Here is a 24652-nt window from a genome sequence, read left to right on the forward strand (position 1 = left end):
TTAAGAAACAAAACCTTACTCATATTACCTTCTTTTTTAGTAAAAATCAAGCAAATTTACTCTCATTTTGTGCTAAATTTTAATCAGGACTCCATGTTATTCGAATAGCATGTTGTTTTTGTGTCCGTCAGGGAAGAAAGTCACATTTTATTAACAAGCTATTAAACCTTTTCCCCTCTATATAGCTATTAAACCTTATACACGAAATTATTTCCCCGGAAATAAAAATTTTGCCGTTTTGCCATAGCCATGAGTTTCAAAGACATGGCAAAACGGCAATGCTAAAACAGATAAGGCAATTGCCTTGACCAAGATGAAATATTTAGGAAAAAAGTAGATACCATTGTCCCTATCGAAATGCTGAGAAAAATATATAGAATTTGTGCTTGTAATATATGGTGTTTGTGAATCAATTTCTCAATCATTAAGGCACGCATTGCATAAAAAGCAACCCCGGTAAAGAAAATATGACTAAATATCGATATTAAAGCGTTCTGGCCAATCATGGTTTCCATTTAACTCATCCCCTCACCGCTAAAATTTAATTATTCAAATTAGAAAAAGCGGACAAAAGTCAATTGCCCTTCTGTCCGCTTTTACTTTTTTATTGGTTAGCTTCAGTGCCCAAACATAACGGGCTCTTACGCTTTTCTTACTGTCTAGTTCCAACGGCCAACTCCTCGGGTCATAAGTCAACCCAACTGTGTGGAAAAGAGCGCCACACTGTTGGTCTGTCTTATGCCTGTCGGAGCTGAACGGCCGTTTTCACTTTTCTTGTCTAGCTTCAGTGCCCAGATTCTAGGGTCATAAGCCACTCTGACTGTGCGGCAAAGAACGCCGCTTCGTCAGTGCGTCTTATGCCCGTCGAATCTACACGGGCTCCTACGCTTTTCTTTAAATGTTACCCTCATAAACGTTGATACGATTCATCGCACGCTTTAACGCCAATTCTGCACGTTTAAAGTCGATTTCATCTTTATTTGCCTGTAAGAGTGCTTCTGCACGTTTAGCGGATTCTTGAGCACGTGATAGATCAATGTCTGTCGCGCGTTCAGCCGATTGTGCAAGGATAGTCACTTTTTCAGGGCGGATTTCTAGAAACCCACCATTTACAGCAACTAATTCTGTAGAGTTCTCTTTCTTCAATCGGACTGCACCGATTCCAAGAGGAGCAACTGTTGGAATGTGACCTGGTAAAATACCCATCTCACCTGTTGATGTAACTGCAATAACCATAGATACTTCTGAATCGTATACCGGGCCGTCGGGAGTGACAATATTGACTGTAATGGTCTTCATTTTTTTCCCTCCTGGTCCCTGGTTTTAGACTTCTACGCCCATGCTTTTAGCTTTTGCAATAACTTCTTCAATGCGGCCAACTAAACGGAAAGCATCTTCTGGCAAGTGGTCATATTTCCCATCAAGAATTCCGCGGAATCCTTTGATCGTTTCTTGAACTGGAACATAAGAACCTTTTTGTCCTGTGAACTGTTCAGCAACGTGGAAGTTTTGAGATAAGAAGTTTTGAACACGGCGTGCACGGTTAACCGTCAGCTTGTCTTCATCACTTAACTCATCCATACCAAGGATAGCAAAGATATCTTGTAATTCTCTGTAACGTTGTAAAGTTTCTTGAACTTCACGTGAGATTGCGTAATGTTCTGCACCAACAATTTCAGGTGACAATGCACGAGAAGTTGAAGCTAAAGGATCTACCGCTGGGTAAATACCCATCTCAGAAAGTTTACGCTCAAGGTTAGTTGTTGCATCTAAGTGAGCGAAAGTTGTAGCCGGAGCCGGATCCGTATAGTCATCGGCTGGTACATAAATTGCTTGGATAGATGTTACTGAACCTGCGCTTGTTGTTGTAATACGCTCTTGTAATTGACCCATTTCTGTAGCAAGTGTTGGTTGGTAACCAACTGCTGATGGCATGCGGCCAAGTAATGCCGATACTTCAGATCCTGCTTGTGTGAAACGGAAGATATTGTCGATGAAAAGAAGAACGTCCGCGCCTTGTTCGTCACGGAAGTATTCAGCCATAGTTAAACCAGACAAAGCAACACGCATACGTGCGCCTGGTGGCTCGTTCATTTGACCGAAAACCATTGCCGTTTTCTTAATAACGCCAGAATCGCTCATCTCGTGGAATAAGTCATTTCCTTCACGTGTACGTTCACCAACACCAGCGAATACGGATAAACCACCGTGTTCTTGTGCGATGTTGTTGATCAATTCTTGAATAAGAACTGTTTTACCTACACCGGCACCACCGAAGAGACCGATTTTACCACCTTTAATGTAAGGGGCAAGCAAGTCAACAACTTTAATACCTGTTTCAAGAATTTCAACTTCTGTGGATAAATGCTCGAATGTAGGTGCAGAACGGTGAATCGGGTCACGGCGCTCTGTTAACGGAATTTCTTCCCCTAAATCGATAATTTCACCAAGTACGTTGAATACACGACCTAATGTTACATCTCCAACTGGAACAGAAATTGCTCTGCCCAAGTCAGTTACTACTGAACCACGTTGTAATCCATCAGTAGATTCCATCGCGATTGTACGGACTGAATCGTCACCAAGGTGAAGAGCCACTTCAAGTGTCAAAACAACTTGAGCTTGTCCGGGACGATCAATATTTACAGTTAGGGCATTATAAATAGCTGGAAGTTGGCCGTTAGCAAACTTAACATCTACAACTGGTCCCATAACCTGAAGAACGTGTCCTGTGTTCATGCTGTTCCCTCCTGTCTTACGTTTTTAAAAACTTCTATTTAAAGAAGTTCGCAGTTTTATTATTAGCAGAATATAGTGCCCATCTACATGGGCACCTTTGCATTTCTTATTCTAAAGCAGATGCTCCGCCGACAATCTCAGTGATTTCCTGAGTGATTGCCGCTTGGCGTGCACGGTTGTATTGTAGTGTCAGTCCATTAATCAAATCAGACGCATTATCGGTCGCGCTCTTCATTGCTGTCATGGAAGCAGCATGTTCACTCGCTTTGCCGTCAAGAACAGCCCCAAAGATTAAGCTTTCTGCATATTGAGGAAGAAGAACTTCCAAAATCGCTTCTGCTGAAGGATCAAATTCATAAGATGCAGTTGATCCTGTCGGTTGAATATCCGTCAGCGGCAAGACTTTTTTCTCTGTGACTTCTTGTTGAATTGCTGAAACAAAGTGATTGTAGTACATATAAACTTCGTCATACGTACCATCTGAGAACATACCAACAGCTTTGCGCGTTATTTCTTTAATATCCGCAAACGTCGGATGATCCGGAAGTGCAATTGCACTTTCAAGAATTGTCATTCCTTGTTTTGTAAAGAATTCTTTTCCTTTCCGGCCAACGCTTAGGATAACAAAGTCGTCATTAGACGTGTGTCGTTCACGGATTCTACTCATAACAGTACGAAGAATATTACTGTTGTATCCTCCTACTAAACCACGATCTGATGTAATCACTAAATAAGCGGTTTTCTTTACAGGTCGAGCGACCATCATCGGATTGCTCGTGTCCGAAGACCCGGCTGCGATGGATGCTACTACGTCCTGAATTTTATGCATATATGGAACGAATGCTTTCGCGTTCACTTCCGCACGGCTTAGTTTAGATGCAGAAACCATTTGCATGGCTCTTGTGATCTGACTTGTTTTCTTTGTTGACGTAATTCGGTTTTTTATATCGCGTAATGATGCCACTGGTATTTCACCACCTTATTATTTTTTCTTCGTATTCGAACTCTGTTTTACTCAGATTTAGCAAATGTGCGTTTGAATTCATTAATCGCTGCAGCAAATGCGTCATCAGCAGGTAAGCCTTGAGTTGTGCGAATAGTATCCAAAATTTCTGTGTGGTTTGAATCCAACCAGCTTGTCAATTCAGCTTCAAAGCGAGAAATGTCGTTAATTGCGATATCGTCAAGGAATCCACGAGTTAACGCATAGAAGATAACAACTTGTTTTTCAACTTTGATTGGGTTGTTCAAGTCTTGTTTCAAGACTTCAACTGTACGTTTCCCACGCTCAAGTTTCGCAGCAGTTGCAGCATCAAGGTCTGAACCGAACTGAGAGAATGACTCAAGTTCACGGAAAGCCGCTAAGTCAAGACGCAATGTACCGGCAACTTTTTTCATTGCTTTAATCTGAGCTGAACCACCAACACGTGATACAGAAAGACCTGCGTTGATTGCTGGGCGTACACCCGAGAAGAATAGATCCGACTGAAGGAAAATCTGACCATCTGTAATCGAGATAACGTTTGTAGGAATATATGCAGCGATATCGCCAGCTTGCGTTTCTACGAACGGCAATGCTGTGATTGATCCTGCTCCAAGAGTTTCGTTTAATTTCGCAGCACGCTCAAGTAAGCGTGAGTGCAAGTAGAAAACGTCACCTGGATAAGCTTCACGGCCTGGTGGACGACGAAGCAATAGTGAAAGTTCGCGGTAAGCAGATGCTTGTTTTGTTAAATCATCATAGACGATCAACACATGTTTGCCTTCAAACATGAATTCCTCAGCCATTGTGATACCTGCATAAGGAGCCAAGTATAATAATGGAGCTGGTTGTGAAGCTGAAGCTGTTACAACGATTGTGTAATCTAGAGCTCCATTTTTACGGAAAGTTTCTACTACGTTACGTACAGTAGATTCTTTTTGTCCGATTGCAACATAGATACAAATCATATCTTGGTCAGCTTGGTTTAAGATCGTGTCGATCGCTACAGACGTTTTACCTGTCTGACGGTCACCGATGATCAATTCGCGCTGTCCACGACCGATTGGCACAAGTGCGTCAATCGCTTTAATACCTGTTTGAAGTGGCTCATGAACCGATTTACGGGCCATAACGCCTTGTGCAGGGCTTTCAATTGGACGAGATTTTGTTGTGTTGATTGGTCCTAGACCGTCAACAGGTTGTCCAAGTGGATTTACTACACGTCCAATAAGTTCATTTCCTACTGGTACTTCCATAATACGGCCAGTACGACGAACTTCATCGCCTTCTTTGATGTCTTTGTATGGGCCAAGGATGATGATACCAACGTTGTTAGCTTCCAAGTTTTGCGCCATACCAATAGCACCAGTTGAGAACTCTACAAGTTCTCCAGCCATGATGTTGTCGAGACCATGAGCGCGTGCGATACCATCACCAATGGTGATTACTGTACCAACGTCGTCAACTTTCATCTCTGATTGATAATTTTCAATCTGTTGTTTAATCAGACCGCTGATTTCTTCAGCTTTGATGCTCATGTATGTCACCCTCTCATTATTTCATAATTAACCGATTAATTGACGCTTCAAGCGAGCCAATTTCGTGCTCACGCTGCTATCGTAAATGCGGTTTCCGATTTGAATACGCAATCCGCCAAGTAATGATGGATCGATAATGTTTTCAATTCGTAAAGATTGTTTACCAATTTTTTTAGCGAATACAGAAGAGATCGATGCACTTTCTTCTTCAGTCAAAGGACGTGTAGAGTAAACTTCTGCATCTTCAATTCCTTGTGCATCATTAGACAATGCAACGAATTCGTCTACCATTGAGCTAACTTCATTTAAACGTTTGCGTTGTGCCATCAATTGTAGTGTGTTTACAACAAACGGGTTTGCTCCATTAAACACTTCATTGATCAAGTTTGTTCTTTTATCAGCCGAAAGTTTTGGAGATACAATCAAATCGTAAAGTTCTGGAGTCATTTCAAAAACTTTTTTCACTTCACGTAAATCATGCTCGATATCCAAAGACGATTCATGCTTTTGAGCGACTTGGAACAATGCTAAAGCGTAGCGTTCTGCAACTTGACTCACTGAACTTCGCCTGCCTTCGCAATCGTTTCGTTAATCAACTGACGGTTGTCTTCCTCAGAGATTTCTTTTTCAAGCACTTTCGTAGCAGCAAGTAGTGACAATGCCACAACTTCTTCACGAACAGCTGAAATAGCTTTATCTCTTTCGTTAGCAATTTCTTGAACTGCTGCTTCTTTCATACGGCTAGACTCAGCACGCGCTGTTGTAATAATTTCCTCACGCGAAACTTCGCCTTGCTTTTTAGCGTTTTCAACGATCTCTTGTGCTTGCGTACGTGCGTCTTTAAGTAGACCACGTTGTTCTTCAAGCATTTTTTGAGATTCTAAACGGCTGTTTTCAGCTGTTTCGATTTCGCTCTTGATCAGATCTTCACGTTGCTGCATTACGCCCATTAAAGGACCCCATGCGAATTTCTTTAAAAGCAACATTAACCCAATGAAGATGACAAGTGTAGCGAGAATGTCTCCAATATTCAAAAACTCCCCGGTTGCACCGAGTACGAGGTGATCAAAAAACACGATTGTTTCACTCCCTTCAAGAGCCTAAAATGCAATTTCTTCTATAGTAAGATCTTTATTTAGTACAAGATGAACTTTCAAATGCAAATGTTGCATACAAGTTTAAATGGCGAAAACCATATAGTAGCATCCCCACCATTTAAATTTTGTATAAAAATACTAGCGGTTCATTACGATGAACGCGATAACTACAGCGATGATTGGCAATGCTTCAACCAATGCAACCCCGATAAACATTGTTGTTTGTAATACGCCACGAGCTTCTGGCTGACGAGCGATACCTTCAACTGTTTTTGAAACGATAAGACCGTTACCAATACCTGCACCTAGTGCTGCTAAACCTACTGCAATTGCTGCTGCTAATAAACCCATTTTAAAATGTCCTCCTCAGGATAATTGTTTTTTTTTGCTCAAATGAGCAGTTTTATACTCAATGGTCATCGGCAACTTTATGCGATAAATAAACCATTGTCAACATAACAAAAATGAACGCTTGAATTGCCCCGATAAAGATCGAGAAGCCTTGCCATAACATCATTGGCAGGATAGCTGCTGCAAATCCAAAAATACTTGCTGATGCGAGACCTGCTAACAAAGTTAACAAGATTTCCCCCGCATAGATGTTCCCGTAAAGACGAAGACCGAGTGTCAACGTATTTGCGAATTCTTCAATGACTTTTAGTGGGAATAAAAATGGCATTGGCTTAATGTAGCCTCCGGCATATCCTTTTAACCCTTTCAACTTGATGCCATAATAATGACTCAAGATGAGTACCGTAGCGGCTAATGTCATTGTTACTGTTGGATCAGCTGTTGGTGATTTCCACCAAAGATCTCCGTCGACAACTATTGCAAATGGAAGACCTAACATGTTCGCAACAAAAATGAACATGATTAAGGTGATTCCAAGAACATGGAATCGGCCACCATCTTTCCAATCCATATTGCTGTTAATAATCCCTTTCACGAAATCCATGATCCATTCCATGAAGTTTTGCATGCCCGTTGGTTTGAGCTGCAAATTCCGCGTAGCGACAAAAGCAATAAGGAAGACGATAAGAGCGGCTACAAGTAGCATCATAACGTTCGATAGGTTGAACCAGATCCCGAACACCTCGAGCATAGGAGCGCCATGTTCCACGATAGTTTCACCTCTCTTTCCACATTGTTAATGGTGTTTCACGTGATAAACAATCCGCTCTGTTAACAACAGAGCATAAGGGACCATCAACCCTATTACCGTACTGACCAAGTGAATATGCTCTGCGAACAAAATAGCAATCGCCACAGCAGCAACACCTGATGCAAACCGTAATGCCGTTCCAAGCGAACGAACTTTCGAGCCTTCAGCCACCGCACGGTCAAATTTCTCCATCCGCCGAACAAGAATCCACATGTTATAAATGCCGAACAAAGTTCCGATTATGAGACCCGCGAACACTTCTTGATAAGAGGTAAACCCCCAACCAATAACGTAGAACGCTAAAATGAAAATAATCATCTTTTTTAGTCTTGTATATATCTCCCTTAGTCCATCCATTTTCTACTTGTCTCCTGATTCGAATTTGCGGACGGTCTGAAGCATTGCCCAAACACCGGCAGTGATGCCTATGAATAGGCAGATGATCATGAAAAATGGTGCGGTTCCTACCTTTTCATCAAGCCACATACCCGTGAACACCCCGATGAGTACGGACCCAACAAGTTGTGACAGAATGGCGCTGTAAATCGCCATCGCTTGTAAGGGCTTTTTTGTTGGGCGCATGACAACCCCCTCGAACCTCGTTGATTTGACATTATACCCTCAAAAAGAGCAGTCGCATCAGGCTTCCACCTACATAATCTATGTAAGAAAACCATCTCATGCATACCCTTTGTAAGCATACATTAGGGGTAAAATCATGTCAATTAGTAGAAGTGAAAAACTTCACAAGCGATTTTCCTCTGACATATTGTGGACAAATTTCAACAAGAAAAGTAGGCTCGGCCACTTTAGCTCTGACGGACTTAAGACAGAATGGCATCGTGGCGCTTTTTGTCACAAAGCCAGGCTGACTTAAGACCCCTAAGAGCTGACCGGTGCAACTAGCCAACAAAAAAAGTGAAGTCGGCCGATTTACTTACAGTTTTGAAAAATACGTATGCAACGCTTCTACGATTCGCGCAGATGCTTTTCCATCTCCATAAGGATTAGATGCGTGAGACATTGCTTTATACGCAGCTTCGTCCGTTAACAATTCTTTCGCCAATCCATAGATCGTTTCTTCATCAGTACCAGCTAGCTTCAACGTTCCTGCACTAATGCCTTCAGGCCGTTCAGTCGTATCACGCAACACCAAAACTGGTTTACCAAGCGATGGCGCTTCTTCTTGAATCCCACCAGAATCGGTCAAAATAAAGAATGAGCGAGCTGCAAAGTTGTGGAAATCCAAAACTTCGAGTGGTTCGATCAAGTGAATGCGTGAATCGCGACCTAATACTTCGTCTGCTACTTCACGAACAGCCGGGTTCATATGTACTGGATACACCACTTGAATATCGTCATGCTCTTCAATCAAGCGCTTAATCGCACGAAACATATTGCGCATCGGCTGACCTAGATTTTCACGTCGATGTGCGGTTAGCAAAATCATCCGATCGCTCCCGATTTTCTCTAAAATTGGGTGCGAATACGTTTCACGTACTGTCGTTTGAAGAGCATCGATTGCTGTATTGCCCGTAACATAAATTGTTTCTGGTTTTTTGTTCTCATCAAGCAAGTTTTGAGCTGATTTTTCAGTTGGTGAAAAATGAATGTCTGCCATGACTCCCGTCAATTGACGGTTCATCTCCTCAGGAAACGGCGAGTATTTGTTATGCGTACGTAAACCCGCTTCTACGTGACCGACCGCTACTTGGTTGTAAAAAGCAGCAAGACTAGCGGCAAAAGTTGTCGTCGTATCGCCATGCACTAACACGATATCTGGCTTTGCTTCTTTCATGATCGTATCAAGGCCTTGCATTGCGCGCATCGTAACGTCAGTCAATGTTTGGCGATCTTTCATGATGTTCAGATCAAAGTCAGGCGTGATTTTGAATGTCTCTAATACTTGATCAAGCATTTCTCTATGCTGTGCGGTTACCGTTACAAGTGGTTCAATAGTTTCCGGATGTTTTTGAAGTTCTAAAACAAGCGGCGCCATTTTAATTGCTTCTGGTCGCGTACCAAATATCGTCATTACTTTCCACTTTTTCGTCAAGCTGATTTACCCCGCTCTCTTACTTTGTTCCGAATAAACGGTCGCCAGCATCTCCAAGACCTGGGACAATATATCCTTTTTCATTTAATTTTTCATCTAAAGCCGCGATGAAGATGTCTACATCCGGATGCGCTTCTTGTAAAGCTTCTACGCCTTCAGGAGCTGCAATGATACACATAAAGCGAATTTTTACAGCGCCTCGTTTTTTCATCGAGTTAACTGCTTCAATTGCAGATCCACCTGTAGCAAGCATTGGGTCAACAACGATGAATTCACGTTCTTGAACATCGGAAGGTAGTTTCAAGTAATATTCGACTGGTTGTAAAGTAACCGGGTCACGGTATAAACCGATATGGCCAACTTTAGCAGCTGGAATCAATTTCAAAATACCATCTACCATACCAATTCCTGCACGCAAAATAGGAACTACCCCTAATTTTTTCCCTGCAAGAACATTTGATTTAGCCATTTGAACCGGTGTTTCCACATCGATTTCTTGTAATGGCAAGTCACGTGTGATTTCAAATGCCATCAACGTAGCAATTTCATCTACCAATTCACGAAACTCTTTTGTACCTGTCGACTTATCACGGATGTAAGTCACTTTATGCTGGATCAATGGATGATCAAAAACATATACTTTTCCCACGGCCTATCTCTCCTTTTCAAACATTATCTTAAATAGTATAACAGAAAATCTTTCGTTCAAGTTGTCAGTTTCTGCTTTGGGACTATTCAGTTATTTTCACCTATATAATTTTCAGCAAAATAAAAAGACCAGAGAATACACCTCTGGTCTTTATCATTATTTCTTCTTATAGTAGAAAAGCTTCGTTCAATGGCATCGGTTTATAAAACAAATAACCTTGCCCTTCTTTACATCCGAGATACAACAGGATCTTTCGTTCTTTTTCTGTCTCTATGCCTTCCGCAACTGCATGCATATTTAAATTATTCGCAAGTTGGATAATCGTTCGGATGATCGCCAAAGTTCCTGGCTCATCCATGTTCGAAATAAACGAACGATCAATTTTCAATTCTTCAATCGGCAACTTCTGGAGATAGCTCAGCGACGAATACCCTGTGCCAAAATCATCAATAGATGCTGTAAAGCCACAATATTTTAAATGCTTGAAAACTTTATTGGCCGTTTCAATGTCTACAAAGCCAATTCGCTCTGTAATTTCTAATCGAATCCACTTTGGTTCAATTCCATACTCAGTTGTCATCTCTAGTAAGTTTGGAACAAAAGAATGATGAAAAAAATGATCAGCTGATATGTTAATGGCTACTTGACGCAACTTCAGACCTTGATCTACTCTTTTCTTCATCCATTCCAACACTTGCCTCAAAATACTTTTTTCCAACAATCGTATTTTCCCATTTTTTTCAGCAGCCGGAATAAAAATATCCGGAGGAATAACGCCTAAGTCTGGAGATGTCCAGCGCGCCAAAGCTTCAAAACTTAAAACTTCACCCGTTTTCAAATCGACTTTGGGTTGTAGGTGAACGCCAATTTCATTGCGGTTTAATGCCGCCGTCAATTCATTAGCAACTCGCAAGTCTCTCATTAGAAACTCATCTAGCTCACTTTCAAAATAACAAATTGCTTCGCCTGTGCGCAGCTTCGCCTGGGACAAGGCACTGTCCGAGCAACGAATTAGCTCTTCCGAATTTTTTTGATGTGGCATTACGATTGCGACGCCTATTTTCAAAGTTAAAAATAATTCCATGTCCCCCACTTGAATAGGGTCAGTAAATCCACGCATCAATTGTTCTAGGTATTCTGGTATTTTAGTAAATGGCGTAATGCTATACAACGATAACGTAGAGTCTGAAAATCGTGCAATCAAATTATCCGAGGAATTTTGATGCAACGTTAATCGTCTTCCGATTTCGTACATAAGTGTATCTCCAGCCCGATGGCCATACTGATCTACTACTTTTGTGTATTCATCTGTTGAAATAAAAGCGACAAAACCTTCTTTGCCTTTTTTCAGCAATTGATCAATTTCGTTTCTAAAGTAATTCCGATTAGGTAAATCTGTATCTCCGTCACTATAAGCGAGTCTTAAAATTTCCTCATGTTGGTGTGAATACTTGAGCGCCACGGAGACAATCGAAGCCACACTTTCCATGAATTTTAAATCTTGTTCACCAGGCGTTACTGGTGCTGGAAAATAAATTCCGAACGTCCCGATAGTGACATTTTCTATATTCAAAATTGGAATTGACCAACTTGAAACCAACCCATATTTCCCTACTAAATCCTGATGATTTCTCCATAAATAATCTGTGGTCATATCTTCAACTACTACCGGCTGCCCTTGGTAAAATGCAGCTCCACACGTACCTATATCTTCCTCTACTTTTAAACCAATAATCGCGTTTTCAAAGCTTTTGGGCATTGATTGAGTGGCGCCAACTGTGTATATTTTTTCTTCACTGTCAATTAACAGCACGGTACATTTTGCCCCATCAATAAAGAATAATTCACACGTATGGCATATATTTTGCAAGATCGAACTAAGTTTGTGACCACTTTCAATTTTTTTATAGGTTTGCTTTTGAAGCTTAATTAAAGCTTCAGTACGCTTGCGTTCGGTAATATCTCGTTGGAGCAACAACGTAAATTTCAGGTTTTTTTCTGGAAACGTTAACGGCTGGATAGATAATTCATTCCAAAAAGGTGTGCCGTTTTTCCGGTAATTGATGATTTCAAAAACTCCAGTTTCCCCTGAAGCGATGCACTCATGAATTTTTTCACCCGCTTTTCGAGATGTTTTCTCTCCATGTAAAAAACGTCCATTACGTCCTAGTGTCTCTTCTTCACTATAGCCAATCATTTTAAAGAAGGCATCATTTGCATAGACAATGGGCTGATCTTCTATTTCCGAGTTGATGACTAAGAACGATGTATGAAATTTAACACCGAGACGGCGTAGCCACTCCATGATTACTTTGTTGTCATTCATTACCTCATGCGTGTGCATACGACGCGCCCCCTTTTAAAAATATGTATAGTCGGTTTTGGATGATTAGGTCCGCCTTTAATTTCTTGATGATGGTTCTATTATAGTATAAAAATACAGCTGCCAACATATATAATTGGCAGCTGTGTGAACTTATTTATATAACGGGTGCGCAGCAGTTAACTTTGCAACACGTTCTGCAGCTTCTTTTTTGCTATTTTCATCTTCTGGATTTTTCAGAAGCATTGCCATGATTGCAGCAATTTCTTTCATATCTTCTTCTTTAAATCCACGAGATGTAACGGCAGCAGTTCCTAGACGAATACCAGAAGTAACAAATGGACTTTCCGGATCGAAAGGAATGGTATTTTTATTTGTCGTAATACCAACTTCATCAAGAACATGTTCTGCAACTTTCCCCGTCAAGTTTAACGAGCGAAGGTCAAGCAACAGCAAGTGATTGTCTGTGCCGCCAGAGACGATATTTACACCTTCTGCGATTAGCTCTTTTGCCAATGCGTCAGCATTTTTCACGACTTGTTCAATATACGTTTTGAATTCTGGCTTTTGCGCTTCACCGAATGCAACAGCTTTTGCTGCAATTACGTGCATTAGCGGGCCGCCTTGAATTCCAGGGAAAATTGTTTTATCGATTTTTTTCGCAAATTCCTCTTTGCAGAGAATCAATCCACCGCGTGGGCCACGAAGCGTTTTATGCGTAGTCGATGTAACAAAATGAGCATGTGGAACTGGGTTTGGATGAGCACCAGTAGCAACTAGACCGGCGATATGAGCCATATCCACCATCAAATATGCACCGACTTCATCAGCAATTTCACGGAATTTAGCAAAATCTAATTGACGAGAATATGCGCTTGCTCCAGCTACAACCATTTTTGGCTTATGTTCCAATGCCGCTTGACGAACCGCCTCGTAATCAACCAATTGCTCTTCTTCAGTCACGCCATACTCAACGAAATTATATTGCATCCCACTAAAATTCACTTTACTACCATGCGTCAAATGTCCACCATGGTTCAAGTTCATTCCAAGAATCGTATCCCCTTTATCTAGAACTGCTGTATAAACAGCCATGTTGGCCTGTGATCCAGAATGGGGTTGAACGTTCGCATGTTCCGCACCAAAAATTTCTTTCAGACGGTCGCGAGCGATGTTTTCCACAACGTCTACATGTTCACAGCCTCCGTAATAGCGTTTGCCCGGATAGCCTTCTGCATATTTGTTTGTTAACACCGATCCTTGTGCATCCATTACCGCTTGTGAAACAAAGTTTTCCGAAGCGATCAATTCGATGTTCGCTTCCTGTCTTTCTTTCTCTGCATTCATCGCTTCATATACTGCTGGGTCTTGCGCCTTAATCAATTCCATCCGTATATCCCTCCCGTGATTGAACAAGCTCACGATTGTAGGTTGCACGTTCACCGCCAATTAGTTTCGGCCGTGTAGTTGCAGATGCTACGATCGCTTCACCTACTAGTTTAACAGAAGTACGCAAGGGAACGGCAACTCTTTTTAAATGCATTCCGATCATTGTTTGTCCGATATCTATTCCCGCATGTGCCTGAATTTCTTCTACCACTACCGGATCGACCATATTGCTGAATGCATATGCACTCATTGAGCCGCCCGCTTTTGGTGCCGGAACAACAGAGACTGGCTCCCAGCCATATTTTTCAGCTGCTCGACGTTCGACTGTCAAAGCACGGTTAATGTGTTCACAACCTTGAAATGCTAAAAAAATATGGTGACGAGCTGCGAATTTTTCCAAAGGTTCAAACAAACTTTCTGCAATATCAAGTCCGCCGCCTGTTCCGATGCGTTTTCCTGCTACTTCTGATGTTGAACAGCCGACTACAAACACTTGGCCTTTCCTGAACTCGATCTGCTGCTCTAATTCGCTTAAAACCTCTTCAAGTTGCAACTGCCATAAAGTTTGCATATCGACTCCTCCTTATTTTTCGAGGTCCGTGATTTTTTGGATGCGTTTTTCGTGTCTGCCGCCTTCGAATTCTTCAGTCAACCAAGTTTGAGCTATTTCACGCGCAAGGCCAGGGCCAATAACACGCTCACCCATTGCTAAAATATTTGAATCATTATGTCCTCTTGTTGCTTTTGCGCTGAAGACATCATGAACAAGTGCACAACGAATTCCTTTGACTTTATTCGCAGAAATGGACATGCCAATACCTGTCCCACAAATCAAAATCCCACGATCAAATTCTCCACTTGCTACGCGATCTGCAACCGGTGTTGCATAATCCGGATAGTCTACTGAATCGTCTGTATGTGGACCAAAATCCTGATATTCAATTCCGATTTCGTTCATTAAATTGACGATTTCTTTACGCAGATTATTGCCGCCGTGATCTGATGAGATTGCTACTTTCATAATAAACCCTCTTTTCTTGAAATCAAATTTATAGATCCGCAAAAGTGTTCTTGTCGAATTATGCCGAAACGCTTTTACGCTTTAAATCAATTCTACCATTTTCACACAAAAAAGACAGACAAGCCTCTCGGATTGTCTGTCTTTTCATTCACGTGATTTTCATAATTAATTTGTCGATTAATAATTTTAATTCGTGAAATGTTTTTTCATAAAGTGTGATTGGTCCGCCGTAGGGATCCCTAACATCCTCTGTTGAATCAGCTGCAAATTCTTTTAACGTAAAAAGCTTTGTCGCTGTTTCAGGATACGCTTGCAATATCGCCATTTTATGCGAATTGGTCATCGTTAAGACCAGTTCTGCCCAGTCCAAATCTTCTTTATCTAATGGTTTTGAAGTATGACTAAATGAAATTTGTTGTTGGCTTAATACTAACTGTGCGTTTTCAGAAAGAGGTGCTTCTCCTGCAAATATTCCTGCAGAACGAGCTTCTACTTCTTTCAGATTTTTAGTTGTCACAATGGCTTCGGCCATTGGGCTGCGACATGTATTACCTGTACAAACAAAAAGAATCTTCATCATCTATCTCCCTTCACCCGATTAACTAAACCACTTATGATCTGCTGCTTTTTCAAGTCTGTTCATCAATGCGTCCTGATCTTGATCACTTGATTTCACTGGCGCTAATATTAAATCCGCATCAGTTAAATCACATTCTCGCAAACTGGCATATAAATTCTCCATGGATAACGGAAAATTAAAATCAGCAAGCGGATAATCCGTTTCACTAATAACAGCTACCCGCTTCCCTTTTTCTTGAACATATTGAATCGCTTTTTCGATCAAACCTTTTTCATCTTCAATCAAATACAAAGGTGCAGTTGGTGCATAATGCATATATTTCATCCCTGGTGATTTGGGCACATTATCTTTGTTTCCAGATGATGTGCGAACTGTTCCAATCACATGCTCGATTTGCTCTTTTGTTATTTTTCCAGGACGTAATATGACTGGCGGTTCACAAGTTGTATCCAAAACCGTTGACTCTATACCGATTTCTGTAGCCCCACCATCTAAAATTAGCGGAATTTTGCCATCCATGTCGTGACGTACATGATGCGCTAAGGTTGGACTTGGTTTTCCACTAGTATTTGCACTCGGTGCAGCTAAAGGTAACTGAACTTCTTGCAATAGCTTTAACGCTACAGGATGGTTTGGAACTCGCACTCCGACCGTTTGAAGATTTGCTGTTACATTGCTAGCAAACGTTTCTGGTTTGGCTTGCATAATCAATGTTAATGCACCGGGCCAAAAAGCATCCATACATTGTAACGCTTTTGCAGAAACTTCTTGCACATAATTTAATGCAGACTCTTTTGAATCCACATGAACTATTAAAGGATTATCTGCCGGACGTCCTTTTGCTTCGAAAATTTTGCTAACTGCTTCAAAATTTGTTGCATCTGCTCCTAATCCGTAAACCGTTTCGGTTGGAAAAGCGACAACTTCACCTGATTTCAACATTTCCACAGCTTGTGCATAACTATTTTCTTCATCCACATTTTTATCCACAACAATCATTTCCGTTTTCACACGAACAACTCCTATTTTTAAGGGTTTTTCAATCTTTACCCACATTTTGTGGATAAATATATGCGACTTGTGCGTAATTTGTGTATAAGTTACTCAATTACCGCAAAAACCATTCGGTCGTTTTTGTTGATATCTTTTTTACAATAGACGAAAGCATCGGGAAAAGCATCTTTTAACATTTTTTCAACTGCTACACCTTGTTGATAACCTATTTCAAAGCCAATTATTCCAGGTTTATTTAGCATTTTTGGAAATTGCTTTGCCATGTTTTCATATAGTGCTAACCCTTCATTATCTGCAAACAAGGCATTGTGCGGTTCAAAATCCCGAACACTATCTGATAATCCAGGCGCTTCGGCATGGGCAATGTAAGGGGGATTGGATAAAATAACGTCCCATTTTTGATTTTCAATCGGTTTTGTTAAATCTCCTAACCGAAAATCAATTAGAGCATTCAACTCTTCTGCATTTTGTTTTGCTGTTTGTAGCGCGGGCTTCGAAATATCTGTAGCAGTGACTTGGGCTTGTGGCAATTCACATTTCATCGTAATGGCGATTACACCACTTCCCGTGCCAATATCTGCAATTGCTAATTCTTTTTTTATCATATGGCGATCGATCAATTGCAAAGTTTCTTCTATTAACTCTTCTGTTTCTGGTCTTGGAATTAATACATCTGCATTAACTTGAAAGGATCTGCCGTAAAATTCTTCGGTTCCTTTTATATGTTGCACTGGGATACCTTTTGCGTGTTTTTCTATAGTGTCCCAGAAATTCTTAAATTGCGCTTCAGTAATTTCATCACGCATCGCTCCGATTAAGCCAGAATACGAAAGGCCCAGTTCATGCTGAAGAAGAATACGTGCTGCTCCTTCTTCACGGCCGTGTTCCTGTAAAAAAGAAGAAGCCCTCTTCAGGGCCTCATAAACATACTTAAGCTTGGTCATTATTGAGACTTTCCATACGCGCAGATTGTTCTTCAATAATTAATGCATCCACAATTTCATCCATTTTCCCTTGCAAAATCTGATCTAGTTTTTGAATCGTCAAGCCGATTCGGTGATCAGTTACACGGTTTTGAGGGAAATTATAAGTGCGGATTCGCTCAGAACGGTCACCTGTTCCAACAGCTGATTTACGAACTGCATCGTATTCAGCTTGAGCTTCTTGCTGGAATTTCTCATAAACACGCGCTCGCAATACTTTCATAGCGCTCGCTTTGTTTTTAATTTGTGATTTCTCATCTTGACACGTTACTACCGTATTCGTTGGAAGGTGAGTTAATCGGACAGCTGACATGGTCGTGTTTACCGATTGCCCACCTGCTCCAGAAGATGCATACGTATCCGTGCGGATGTCGTTTTCATGAATATCCACTTCTACTTCTTCAACTTCTGGCAAACAAGCCACTGTAGCAGTTGACGTATGGATACGCCCACCGGATTCTGTTTCTGGAACTCGTTGCACACGGTGTGCACCGTTTTCGTATTTCATTTTTGAATATGCGCCTTTACCGGTAATCATAAAGACGATTTCCTTGAATCCGCCAAGACCAGTCGGGTTGGAATCCATTACTTGAACTTTCCACCCGTTAGATTCAGCAAAGCGCGTGTACATGCGGTATAAATCTCCAGCGAACAAAGCCGCTTCGTCTCCACCTGCTGCTCCGCGAATTTCCATAATAACGTTTTTATCATCATTCGGATCTTTTGGGATCAATAATTTGTGAAGACGTTCTTCTACAACAGAAACCTGTTGTTCTAGTTCATTAACTTCCTCTTTGACCATTTCACGCATATCGGCATCCATTTTCTCATCAAACATTGCTTTCGCTTCAGCCAATTGAGTTGTTAAATCTTTATATTCACGGTATGCTTCAACCGTTTCTTGTAAGTCTGATTGTTCTTTAGAATAGTCACGTAGCTTGTTGGTATCACTGACGATATCTGGATCACTTAGCAATTCATTTAAACGGTCATACCGATCTTCTACTGATTGTAATCGATCAAACATAGGTGTCACCTCAAGTTCTAATTTTTGGTTATTGTTGTGATATTCCGCAAACTAGCTCCGCTTTCCTGCGGGCTTGCACCGAACTAACTCGGGCTTTATGCCCGAGTGGATTTCGGTACTTCGCTATCCCGCGGGAGTCTCCGCCAGTTTGCTTCATATCTTAATAATTAAGTACTATTAAAAATTCCTGATAATTAGTAGAGAGTAAGTTTTTAGAATTTATTCGCTAACAGTTACACCTGTTGGAACTTCGTGGTGGTGGCGGCAGCGCGGTTCGTATGCTTCTGATGCACCTACTAAAATAGTTGGATCATCTGAGCCTGCTGGTTTTCCGTCGATTAAACGTTGCGTTCGGCTGGCTGGAGAACCACAAACTGTACAGACCGCTTGAAGTTTGGTTACTTGTTCAGCGATTGCGAGTAGTGCGGGCATCGGTCCGAACGGACGGCCTCGAAAGTCTTGGTCGAGTCCTGCAACAATTACGCGGAAACCGTGATTGGCGAGTTTCTGAACATTTTCGATAATGGCTTCATCGAAAAATTGAGCTTCATCAATAGCAATTACATCAAATTCGTCTGTGATGTAATCCCACATTTCCGAAGAGCGAGAAATGGGTAGTGCAATAACAGTTGCACCATTATGCGAAACAACCGCTTCTTTACTATAACGGTCATCGATTTTTGGTTTAAATACAGCGATTTTTTGTTTGGCGAATTGGGAACGGCGAACACGTCGGATCAATTCTTCTGATTTCCCAGAAAACATACTCCCGCAAATCAGTTCGACCCATCCTGTTTGTTTCATGACATACATAGGTGAGACCCCTTTCAAACACTTTGTAATCTTACTTTACCATGGCTTTATCGTTAATAGGTGATGCTATCTACAGACTTGTATTCTTAATCGTAAGCTTATTTTCGTAAGTCAGCCCTTTATTTATCATACCAAAATAATGCTGCATTCTGCGGATTTTTTGGGATATGTAAGGTGTTTTTTCAGATTTAAAACGAAAAAAATACCCGCCTGGCGTTTTCGCGCGAGGCAGGTATAATTTTAATTGATACTTGAAAGCAAAAGACTGGATAATGGAAATTCGCAAATTGAAAATTTCCAATTCCAGTCTGATGCTGAGCAAATATTACTCGTTGATTTCTTCTTTTAAGCCGTACTTTTTGTTGAAACGATCTACGCGGCCATCTGCTGCTGCGAACTTCTGACGTCCAGTGTAGAATGGATGACATTCAGAGCAAAGCTCAACGTTGATGTTTTCTTTTACAGAACCAGTTGTGAAAGAGTTTCCACATGAGCAAGTTACTGTAGCTTGTTTGTAATCTGGGTGAATTCCTGTTTTCATAATAATTTTCTCCTCTCGCCCTGAACCATCTGGAACAGAGTTTAATCTATTTTACTATTGCCTTACACGGTTCTTTAGACCGTATATGCAATAGCTTTAATTTAAATCACTAACATTATCTTATCAAATGCTGCGGTTTTTTGCAAGTACTTAGATCATCTTCTTGTTGCTGCGATGAGTTTTCATTTCTGTAGCCAATTGCTCAAAAAATTCTTCATTCGTATTGGTTTGACCTAATTTCTTTAAGAAACGTTCGCCAAAATCATGCGAATCTGAGAAAGTTTTTCGAATTGCCCAAAGCTTTTCAAGTTGTTTTGGATCAATCAATAATTCTTCCTTACGTGTACCTGAACGGCGAATATCAAGTGCTGGGAAAATACGGCGCTCTGCCAAAGAACGATCAAGATGCAATTCCATATTGCCTGTTCCTTTAAATTCCTCGTAAATGACTTCGTCCATGCGTGACCCTGTTTCTACTAAAGCTGTAGCTAAAATTGTTAAGCTACCACCTTCTTCAATATTACGGGCTGCCCCAAAAAAGCGTTTAGGTCTATGGAAAGCAGCTGGATCAATTCCTCCTGATAGTGTACGACCACTCGGCGGAATAACCAAATTATATGCTCGCGCTAAACGCGTAATCGAATCCATCAAAATAACCACATCGCGCTTGTGTTCGACAAGACGCATTGCACGCTCAAGAACAAGTTCTGCCACTTTTACATGGTTTTCAGGCACTTCGTCAAATGTCGACGACACAACGTCAGCATCTACAGAGCGCTCGATATCCGTTACTTCTTCAGGACGTTCGTCGATTAGCAATACGATTAATTCGGCTTCTGGATGGTTGGTTGTAATCGAATTAGCGATTTCTTTTAACAACATCGTCTTTCCTGCTTTTGGTGGCGCTACGATCAATCCGCGTTGACCAAATCCAACAGGTGAAACCAAATCCATAATGCGCGTAGACAAATGGGCCGGTGTCGTTTCTAAACGAATATGTCGATCTGGATAAAGTGGAGTAAGTCCTGGGAAATGGACGCGTTCTTTTGCCACTTCTGGATCTTCCCCATTTACCGCTTCAACTTGAAGCAAACCAAAATAACGTTCGTTTTCTTTCGGTGGACGCACTTTCCCAGAAACTTTATCGCCATTTCTTAAATCAAAACGACGAATTTGTGAAGCCGAAATGTAAATGTCTTGGGAACTTGGCGAGTAGTTGATTGGTCGTAAGAAACCAAAGCCTTCAGATTGAATAATTTCTAATACGCCTTCCATAAAGAAAAAGCCTTCTAGTTCTGCGCGTGTTTTTAAAATCGCAAAAATAAGTTCCTTTTTGGTCAGTTTACTGTAATTGGTTAGTTTGTATTCTTTCGCTAAATTATAAAGTTCTTTTAGCGTCATATTCTCCAATGCGGAGATTGTAATCGTTGCCATGTATCGGACACCACTCTTATTTGTATTATTTTTGTTTGTAGAATTACTGAGGATCAGTAGTGAATGATTGAGAAGATCTTTAAAGAAGAAGCCCGGCAAAATGCCGGACTCATTTTATGAAGTAGGATCGTTAATCGTTCATTACGAGATTCGGCTTTTTCTGTAGGCTGTGTCGCCCTTCGATAAAGCGGATTGTTCCTGATTTTGCACGCATAACCAATGTATGACTTTCTGCAAAACCACCTTTTAGCTGAACGCCTTTTAGCAGTTCACCGTCTGTAACACCGGTTGCCGCAAAAATAGCATCGTCGCCTTTAACGAGGTCGTCCATCATTAGGACTTTGCTTACGTCAATGCCCATATCAATGCAACGCTGTGCTTCTTCTTCGTTTTGAGGAAGAAGTTTCCCTTGGATTTCCCCACCTAGGCATTTTAAACCTACTGCGGCGATAACGCCCTCAGGTGCACCACCGATGCCGAATAAAATATCTACACCCGTTTGGTCAAACGCTGTATTAATCGCACCAGCTACATCGCCATCTGAAATTAGTTTGATGCGTGCGCCTGCTGCACGGATTTGATCGATGATGTCTTGATGACGCGGTCGATCCATCAATGTAGCAACAACTTCCTCTATGTTTTTATTTTTGGCTTTTGCCACTGCACGAAGGTTATCAATGACCGGTGCATTAATATCGATTTTGCCGACTGATTCGGGTCCAACCGCTATTTTTTCCATATACATATCCGGTGCATTTAAAAGGTTACCGCGGTCAGCGATTGCTAGAACTGCTAACGCATTCCAACCACCCGCTGCTACAATATTTGTACCTTCTAGAGGGTCCACAGCAACATCCACTTCTGGACCATTGCCTGTTCCTAACTCTTCACCGATATAAAGCATAGGTGCCTCGTCCATTTCTCCTTCACCAATAACGACAACTCCACGCATAGGAATCGTATCAAATACAGTTCTCATTGCTGTTGTTGCTGCGTCATCTGCTTCGTTCTTTAAGCCGCGCCCCATCCATTTTGAAGAAGCAATTGCTGCTGCTTCGGTGATGCGCACTAATTCCATCGATAAACTTCGTTCCATACTTTTAGTTCCTCCGTTCGGCATTAACTATATCTATATTATTGTAGCATATATTTTTGCACTAACAGAGAGTCAATTCGCGTCTTGGCTAAGGTCAGACTTCATGCTTGTTACCGGATCAATGGTCTCTCTCCGAATATCAGCACCTAAACCTTGTAGTTTTTCGATAATAGATGAATAGCCTCGTTCAATATGATAAATTTCACGAATTTCGGTTTCGCCTTCTGCAAGTAAACCAGCAATTACTAAAGCGGCTCCTGCACGTAAGTCAGATGCGACTACAGTCGCAGATGTCAACGGGGTTGGACCTGTAACAATTGCAGCTCTTCCCTCAACGCGACCACTTGCATTCATCCGACGAAGTTCATCAATATGCTTGAAGCGAGCTGAGTAAATTGTATCCGTAATCATAGAAGATCCATGAGCTTGGGTCATTAAGACAGAAAATGGTTGTTGCAGATCGGTCGGGAATCCAGGATAAACCAATGTCTTTACATCAATCGCATTTAATTGATTAGACTTTGGAATATAAATCGATTCTTCGCCTTCTTGGACATCAACGCCCATTTCACGTAATTTAGCAGTCAAGGCTTCCATATGGAATGGGATAACGTTATCAATCGTTATACCGTCGCCTACAGCTGCTGCCATAATCATAAATGTTCCAGCTTCGATACGGTCAGGAATAATTGTATGGTTTGTTCCATGCAATTCTTCCACTCCGTCGATACGGATAACGTCCGTTCCAGCACCTTTGATCTTTGCACCCATATTCGTTAATAATGTTGCTACATCAATAATTTCTGGCTCTTTTGCAGCATTTTCGATCGTTGTTTGACCTTTTGCCATAACAGCTGCCAACATAATATTGATAGTTGCCCCAACACTCACTACGTCTAGGTAAATTTTAGCTCCACGAAGTTCATCAGCACGCAAATAAATGGCGCCGTGTTCATTTGTTACTTTTGCGCCAAGCGCTTCAAAGCCTTTAATATGTTGGTCGATTGGACGAGGTCCTAAGAAACAGCCACCTGGTAGACCGATTGCCGCATGCTTAAAACGCCCTAACATCGCGCCCATCATGTAATAAGATGCTCGCAATTTTTTGACGTTGCCATTTGGCAATGGCATATCAATCATTTTCGTTGGATCGATATTCATCGTTCCATCTTCAAATGTGACTTCGCCACCGATTTCTTCCAAAATACTTTTCAGTGTCCATGCATCAGAAATTCCCGGTAATCCTTCAATCGACACAGGCGAATTCGCCAAAATCGATGCAGGAATCAAAGCAACTGCACTATTTTTAGCGCCATTGACTTTAATTGTTCCGGAAAGGCGATTGCCGCCCTTTATTTTATAAACATCCATTGAATTTCTCCTTTATCCACTTTTCTGGCTGTTACGTTAGCCTGAAAAGTTCAATTGGTTCGGCTATAAAATGGCTTGCCGATCACAACTTAGGTTTTCTCCGCTCAAGCGGTCAGCACCCTTTTCTACTTTATCGGCAAAAAGGATACTGCTATTTTTTATTTCACATTATTTTAAACTGAACGTTTTTCCCAATCTGCAAGGAACGCTTCGATTCCTTGATCTGTTAATGGGTGTTTAAACATCTGGTGCATTACTTTAATCGGCATTGTTGCAATATGTGCACCGTTCAAAGCAGCTTCTGTAACGTGCTGTGGATGACGGATAGATGCTGCAATAATTTCTGAAGAAATATCGTGGATTGCAAACATCTCTGCGATTGTTGCGATCAAGTCCATGCCGTTATGTCCGATATCATCAAGACGGCCAAGGAATGGGGAAACGTAAGCTGCTCCTGCACGTGCTGCAAGCAATGCTTGATTAGCGCTGAAGATCAATGTAACGTTTACTTTTTTGCCTTCTGAAGCAAGAACTGCACAAGCTTTCAAGCCTTCTGGTGTCATCGGCAATTTCACTGTAATGTTTGGAGCAAGATCCGCAAGCTCGCGGCCTTCTTTAATCATGCCTTCTGCATCAAGGGCAATAACTTCTCCGCTAATTGAACCATCAACTAGAGCGGCAATTTCTTTTAAGCGGTCGTGAAATGAGACATTTTTCTCTTTTGCCACCAATGATGGATTTGTCGTTACACCTGATAGAATTCCCCAAGCATGCGCTTCTTTAATTTCATCAAAGTTTGCTGTATCAATAAAAAATTTCATTGTTTTTTTCTCCTCC

The 24652-nt window shown here is 41.4% G+C and carries 27 protein-coding genes; all 27 read right to left on the reverse strand.

Going from position 1 to position 24652, the window contains the following annotated elements; all coding sequences use genetic code 11:
* Positions 1-281 precede the first annotated feature (281 nt).
* A complete protein-coding gene (locus BCM40_RS12960; protein WP_065525533.1) occupies positions 282-515 on the reverse strand; it encodes a DUF1146 family protein in 234 nt (77 codons plus the stop codon).
* Positions 516-894: 379 nt separating this feature from the next.
* The gene (locus tag BCM40_RS12965) at positions 895-1299 is read right to left on the reverse strand and encodes a F0F1 ATP synthase subunit epsilon (RefSeq protein ID WP_008433014.1); all 405 of its coding nucleotides are present in this window, start codon (positions 1297-1299) and stop codon (positions 895-897) included.
* Between the two features lie 24 nt (positions 1300-1323).
* Positions 1324-2739 carry a F0F1 ATP synthase subunit beta gene (gene atpD, locus BCM40_RS12970; RefSeq protein ID WP_065525532.1) on the reverse strand — a complete coding sequence of 472 codons (1416 nt, stop codon included), beginning with the start codon at positions 2737-2739 and terminating at the stop codon, positions 1324-1326.
* 106 nt (positions 2740-2845) lie between these two features.
* Positions 2846-3703, reverse strand: coding sequence for an ATP synthase F1 subunit gamma (gene atpG, locus BCM40_RS12975; RefSeq protein ID WP_008433011.1), 858 nt, complete (start codon positions 3701-3703; stop codon positions 2846-2848).
* Positions 3704-3750: 47 nt separating this feature from the next.
* A complete protein-coding gene (gene atpA / locus BCM40_RS12980) occupies positions 3751-5259 on the reverse strand; it encodes a F0F1 ATP synthase subunit alpha (protein ID WP_065525531.1) in 1509 nt (502 codons plus the stop codon).
* 27 nt (positions 5260-5286) lie between these two features.
* Positions 5287-5817: a F0F1 ATP synthase subunit delta gene (locus BCM40_RS12985; protein ID WP_065525530.1), complete on the reverse strand. Its 531-nt coding sequence runs from the start codon at positions 5815-5817 to the stop codon at positions 5287-5289.
* Positions 5814-6335 carry a F0F1 ATP synthase subunit B gene (atpF, locus tag BCM40_RS12990; RefSeq protein ID WP_008433005.1) on the reverse strand — a complete coding sequence of 174 codons (522 nt, stop codon included), beginning with the start codon at positions 6333-6335 and terminating at the stop codon, positions 5814-5816. Before atpF ends, BCM40_RS12985 begins: the two co-directional genes overlap by 4 nt.
* A gap of 159 nt (positions 6336-6494) precedes the next feature.
* On the reverse strand, positions 6495-6707 hold the full coding sequence (gene atpE, locus BCM40_RS12995) for a F0F1 ATP synthase subunit C (protein ID WP_008433003.1): 213 nt from the start codon (positions 6705-6707) through the stop codon (positions 6495-6497).
* Positions 6708-6765: 58 nt separating this feature from the next.
* Positions 6766-7476 (reverse strand): F0F1 ATP synthase subunit A, encoded by a 711-nt coding sequence (atpB, locus tag BCM40_RS13000; protein ID WP_065525529.1) that lies wholly within the window; start codon positions 7474-7476, stop codon positions 6766-6768.
* A 27-nt stretch (positions 7477-7503) separates the two neighbouring features.
* On the reverse strand, positions 7504-7875 hold the full coding sequence (locus BCM40_RS13005) for an ATP synthase subunit I (protein WP_065525528.1): 372 nt from the start codon (positions 7873-7875) through the stop codon (positions 7504-7506).
* A gap of 3 nt (positions 7876-7878) precedes the next feature.
* A complete protein-coding gene (locus BCM40_RS13010; RefSeq protein ID WP_008496899.1) occupies positions 7879-8100 on the reverse strand; it encodes an AtpZ/AtpI family protein in 222 nt (73 codons plus the stop codon).
* 355 nt (positions 8101-8455) lie between these two features.
* Positions 8456-9574, reverse strand: a complete 1119-nt coding sequence (gene wecB / locus BCM40_RS13015; RefSeq protein WP_065525527.1) for a non-hydrolyzing UDP-N-acetylglucosamine 2-epimerase — start codon at positions 9572-9574, stop codon at positions 8456-8458.
* Positions 9575-9593: 19 nt separating this feature from the next.
* A complete protein-coding gene (gene upp / locus BCM40_RS13020) occupies positions 9594-10223 on the reverse strand; it encodes a uracil phosphoribosyltransferase (protein ID WP_008432996.1) in 630 nt (209 codons plus the stop codon).
* 166 nt (positions 10224-10389) lie between these two features.
* The gene (locus BCM40_RS13025; RefSeq protein WP_065525526.1) at positions 10390-12567 is read right to left on the reverse strand and encodes a bifunctional diguanylate cyclase/phosphodiesterase; all 2178 of its coding nucleotides are present in this window, start codon (positions 12565-12567) and stop codon (positions 10390-10392) included.
* Between the two features lie 132 nt (positions 12568-12699).
* On the reverse strand, positions 12700-13935 hold the full coding sequence (gene glyA / locus BCM40_RS13030) for a serine hydroxymethyltransferase (protein WP_065525525.1): 1236 nt from the start codon (positions 13933-13935) through the stop codon (positions 12700-12702).
* Positions 13922-14506, reverse strand: coding sequence for a TIGR01440 family protein (locus BCM40_RS13035; RefSeq protein ID WP_065525524.1), 585 nt, complete (start codon positions 14504-14506; stop codon positions 13922-13924). Before BCM40_RS13035 ends, glyA begins: the two co-directional genes overlap by 14 nt.
* A 12-nt stretch (positions 14507-14518) precedes the next feature.
* The gene (rpiB, locus tag BCM40_RS13040) at positions 14519-14956 is read right to left on the reverse strand and encodes a ribose 5-phosphate isomerase B (protein WP_065525523.1); all 438 of its coding nucleotides are present in this window, start codon (positions 14954-14956) and stop codon (positions 14519-14521) included.
* A gap of 148 nt (positions 14957-15104) precedes the next feature.
* Positions 15105-15533: a low molecular weight protein arginine phosphatase gene (locus tag BCM40_RS13045; protein WP_065525522.1), complete on the reverse strand. Its 429-nt coding sequence runs from the start codon at positions 15531-15533 to the stop codon at positions 15105-15107.
* Between the two features lie 21 nt (positions 15534-15554).
* Entirely contained in the window at positions 15555-16547 is a 993-nt protein-coding gene (locus BCM40_RS13050; protein ID WP_065525521.1) for an L-threonylcarbamoyladenylate synthase, read from the reverse strand.
* An 89-nt stretch (positions 16548-16636) separates the two neighbouring features.
* A complete protein-coding gene (gene prmC, locus BCM40_RS13055) occupies positions 16637-17494 on the reverse strand; it encodes a peptide chain release factor N(5)-glutamine methyltransferase (RefSeq protein WP_065525520.1) in 858 nt (285 codons plus the stop codon).
* Positions 17481-18560 (reverse strand): peptide chain release factor 1, encoded by a 1080-nt coding sequence (gene prfA / locus BCM40_RS13060; RefSeq protein ID WP_065525519.1) that lies wholly within the window; start codon positions 18558-18560, stop codon positions 17481-17483. The genes prmC and prfA overlap by 14 nt, the downstream gene beginning before the upstream one ends.
* A 219-nt stretch (positions 18561-18779) precedes the next feature.
* Positions 18780-19373: a thymidine kinase gene (locus tag BCM40_RS13065; protein ID WP_008432982.1), complete on the reverse strand. Its 594-nt coding sequence runs from the start codon at positions 19371-19373 to the stop codon at positions 18780-18782.
* Positions 19374-19698: 325 nt separating this feature from the next.
* On the reverse strand, positions 19699-19914 hold the full coding sequence (gene rpmE / locus BCM40_RS13070) for a 50S ribosomal protein L31 (RefSeq protein WP_008432981.1): 216 nt from the start codon (positions 19912-19914) through the stop codon (positions 19699-19701).
* A 150-nt stretch (positions 19915-20064) separates the two neighbouring features.
* The gene (rho, locus tag BCM40_RS13075) at positions 20065-21348 is read right to left on the reverse strand and encodes a transcription termination factor Rho (protein WP_065525518.1); all 1284 of its coding nucleotides are present in this window, start codon (positions 21346-21348) and stop codon (positions 20065-20067) included.
* Between the two features lie 130 nt (positions 21349-21478).
* On the reverse strand, positions 21479-22444 hold the full coding sequence (gene glpX, locus BCM40_RS13080; RefSeq protein WP_008432979.1) for a class II fructose-bisphosphatase: 966 nt from the start codon (positions 22442-22444) through the stop codon (positions 21479-21481).
* 72 nt (positions 22445-22516) lie between these two features.
* Positions 22517-23815 carry a UDP-N-acetylglucosamine 1-carboxyvinyltransferase gene (locus BCM40_RS13085; protein ID WP_065525517.1) on the reverse strand — a complete coding sequence of 433 codons (1299 nt, stop codon included), beginning with the start codon at positions 23813-23815 and terminating at the stop codon, positions 22517-22519.
* A gap of 173 nt (positions 23816-23988) precedes the next feature.
* The gene (gene fsa / locus BCM40_RS13090; RefSeq protein ID WP_065525516.1) at positions 23989-24636 is read right to left on the reverse strand and encodes a fructose-6-phosphate aldolase; all 648 of its coding nucleotides are present in this window, start codon (positions 24634-24636) and stop codon (positions 23989-23991) included.
* Positions 24637-24652 lie beyond the last annotated feature (16 nt).

It is taken from the genome of Planococcus donghaensis (assembly GCF_001687665.2).
Lineage (GTDB): Bacteria > Bacillota > Bacilli > Bacillales_A > Planococcaceae > Planococcus > Planococcus donghaensis.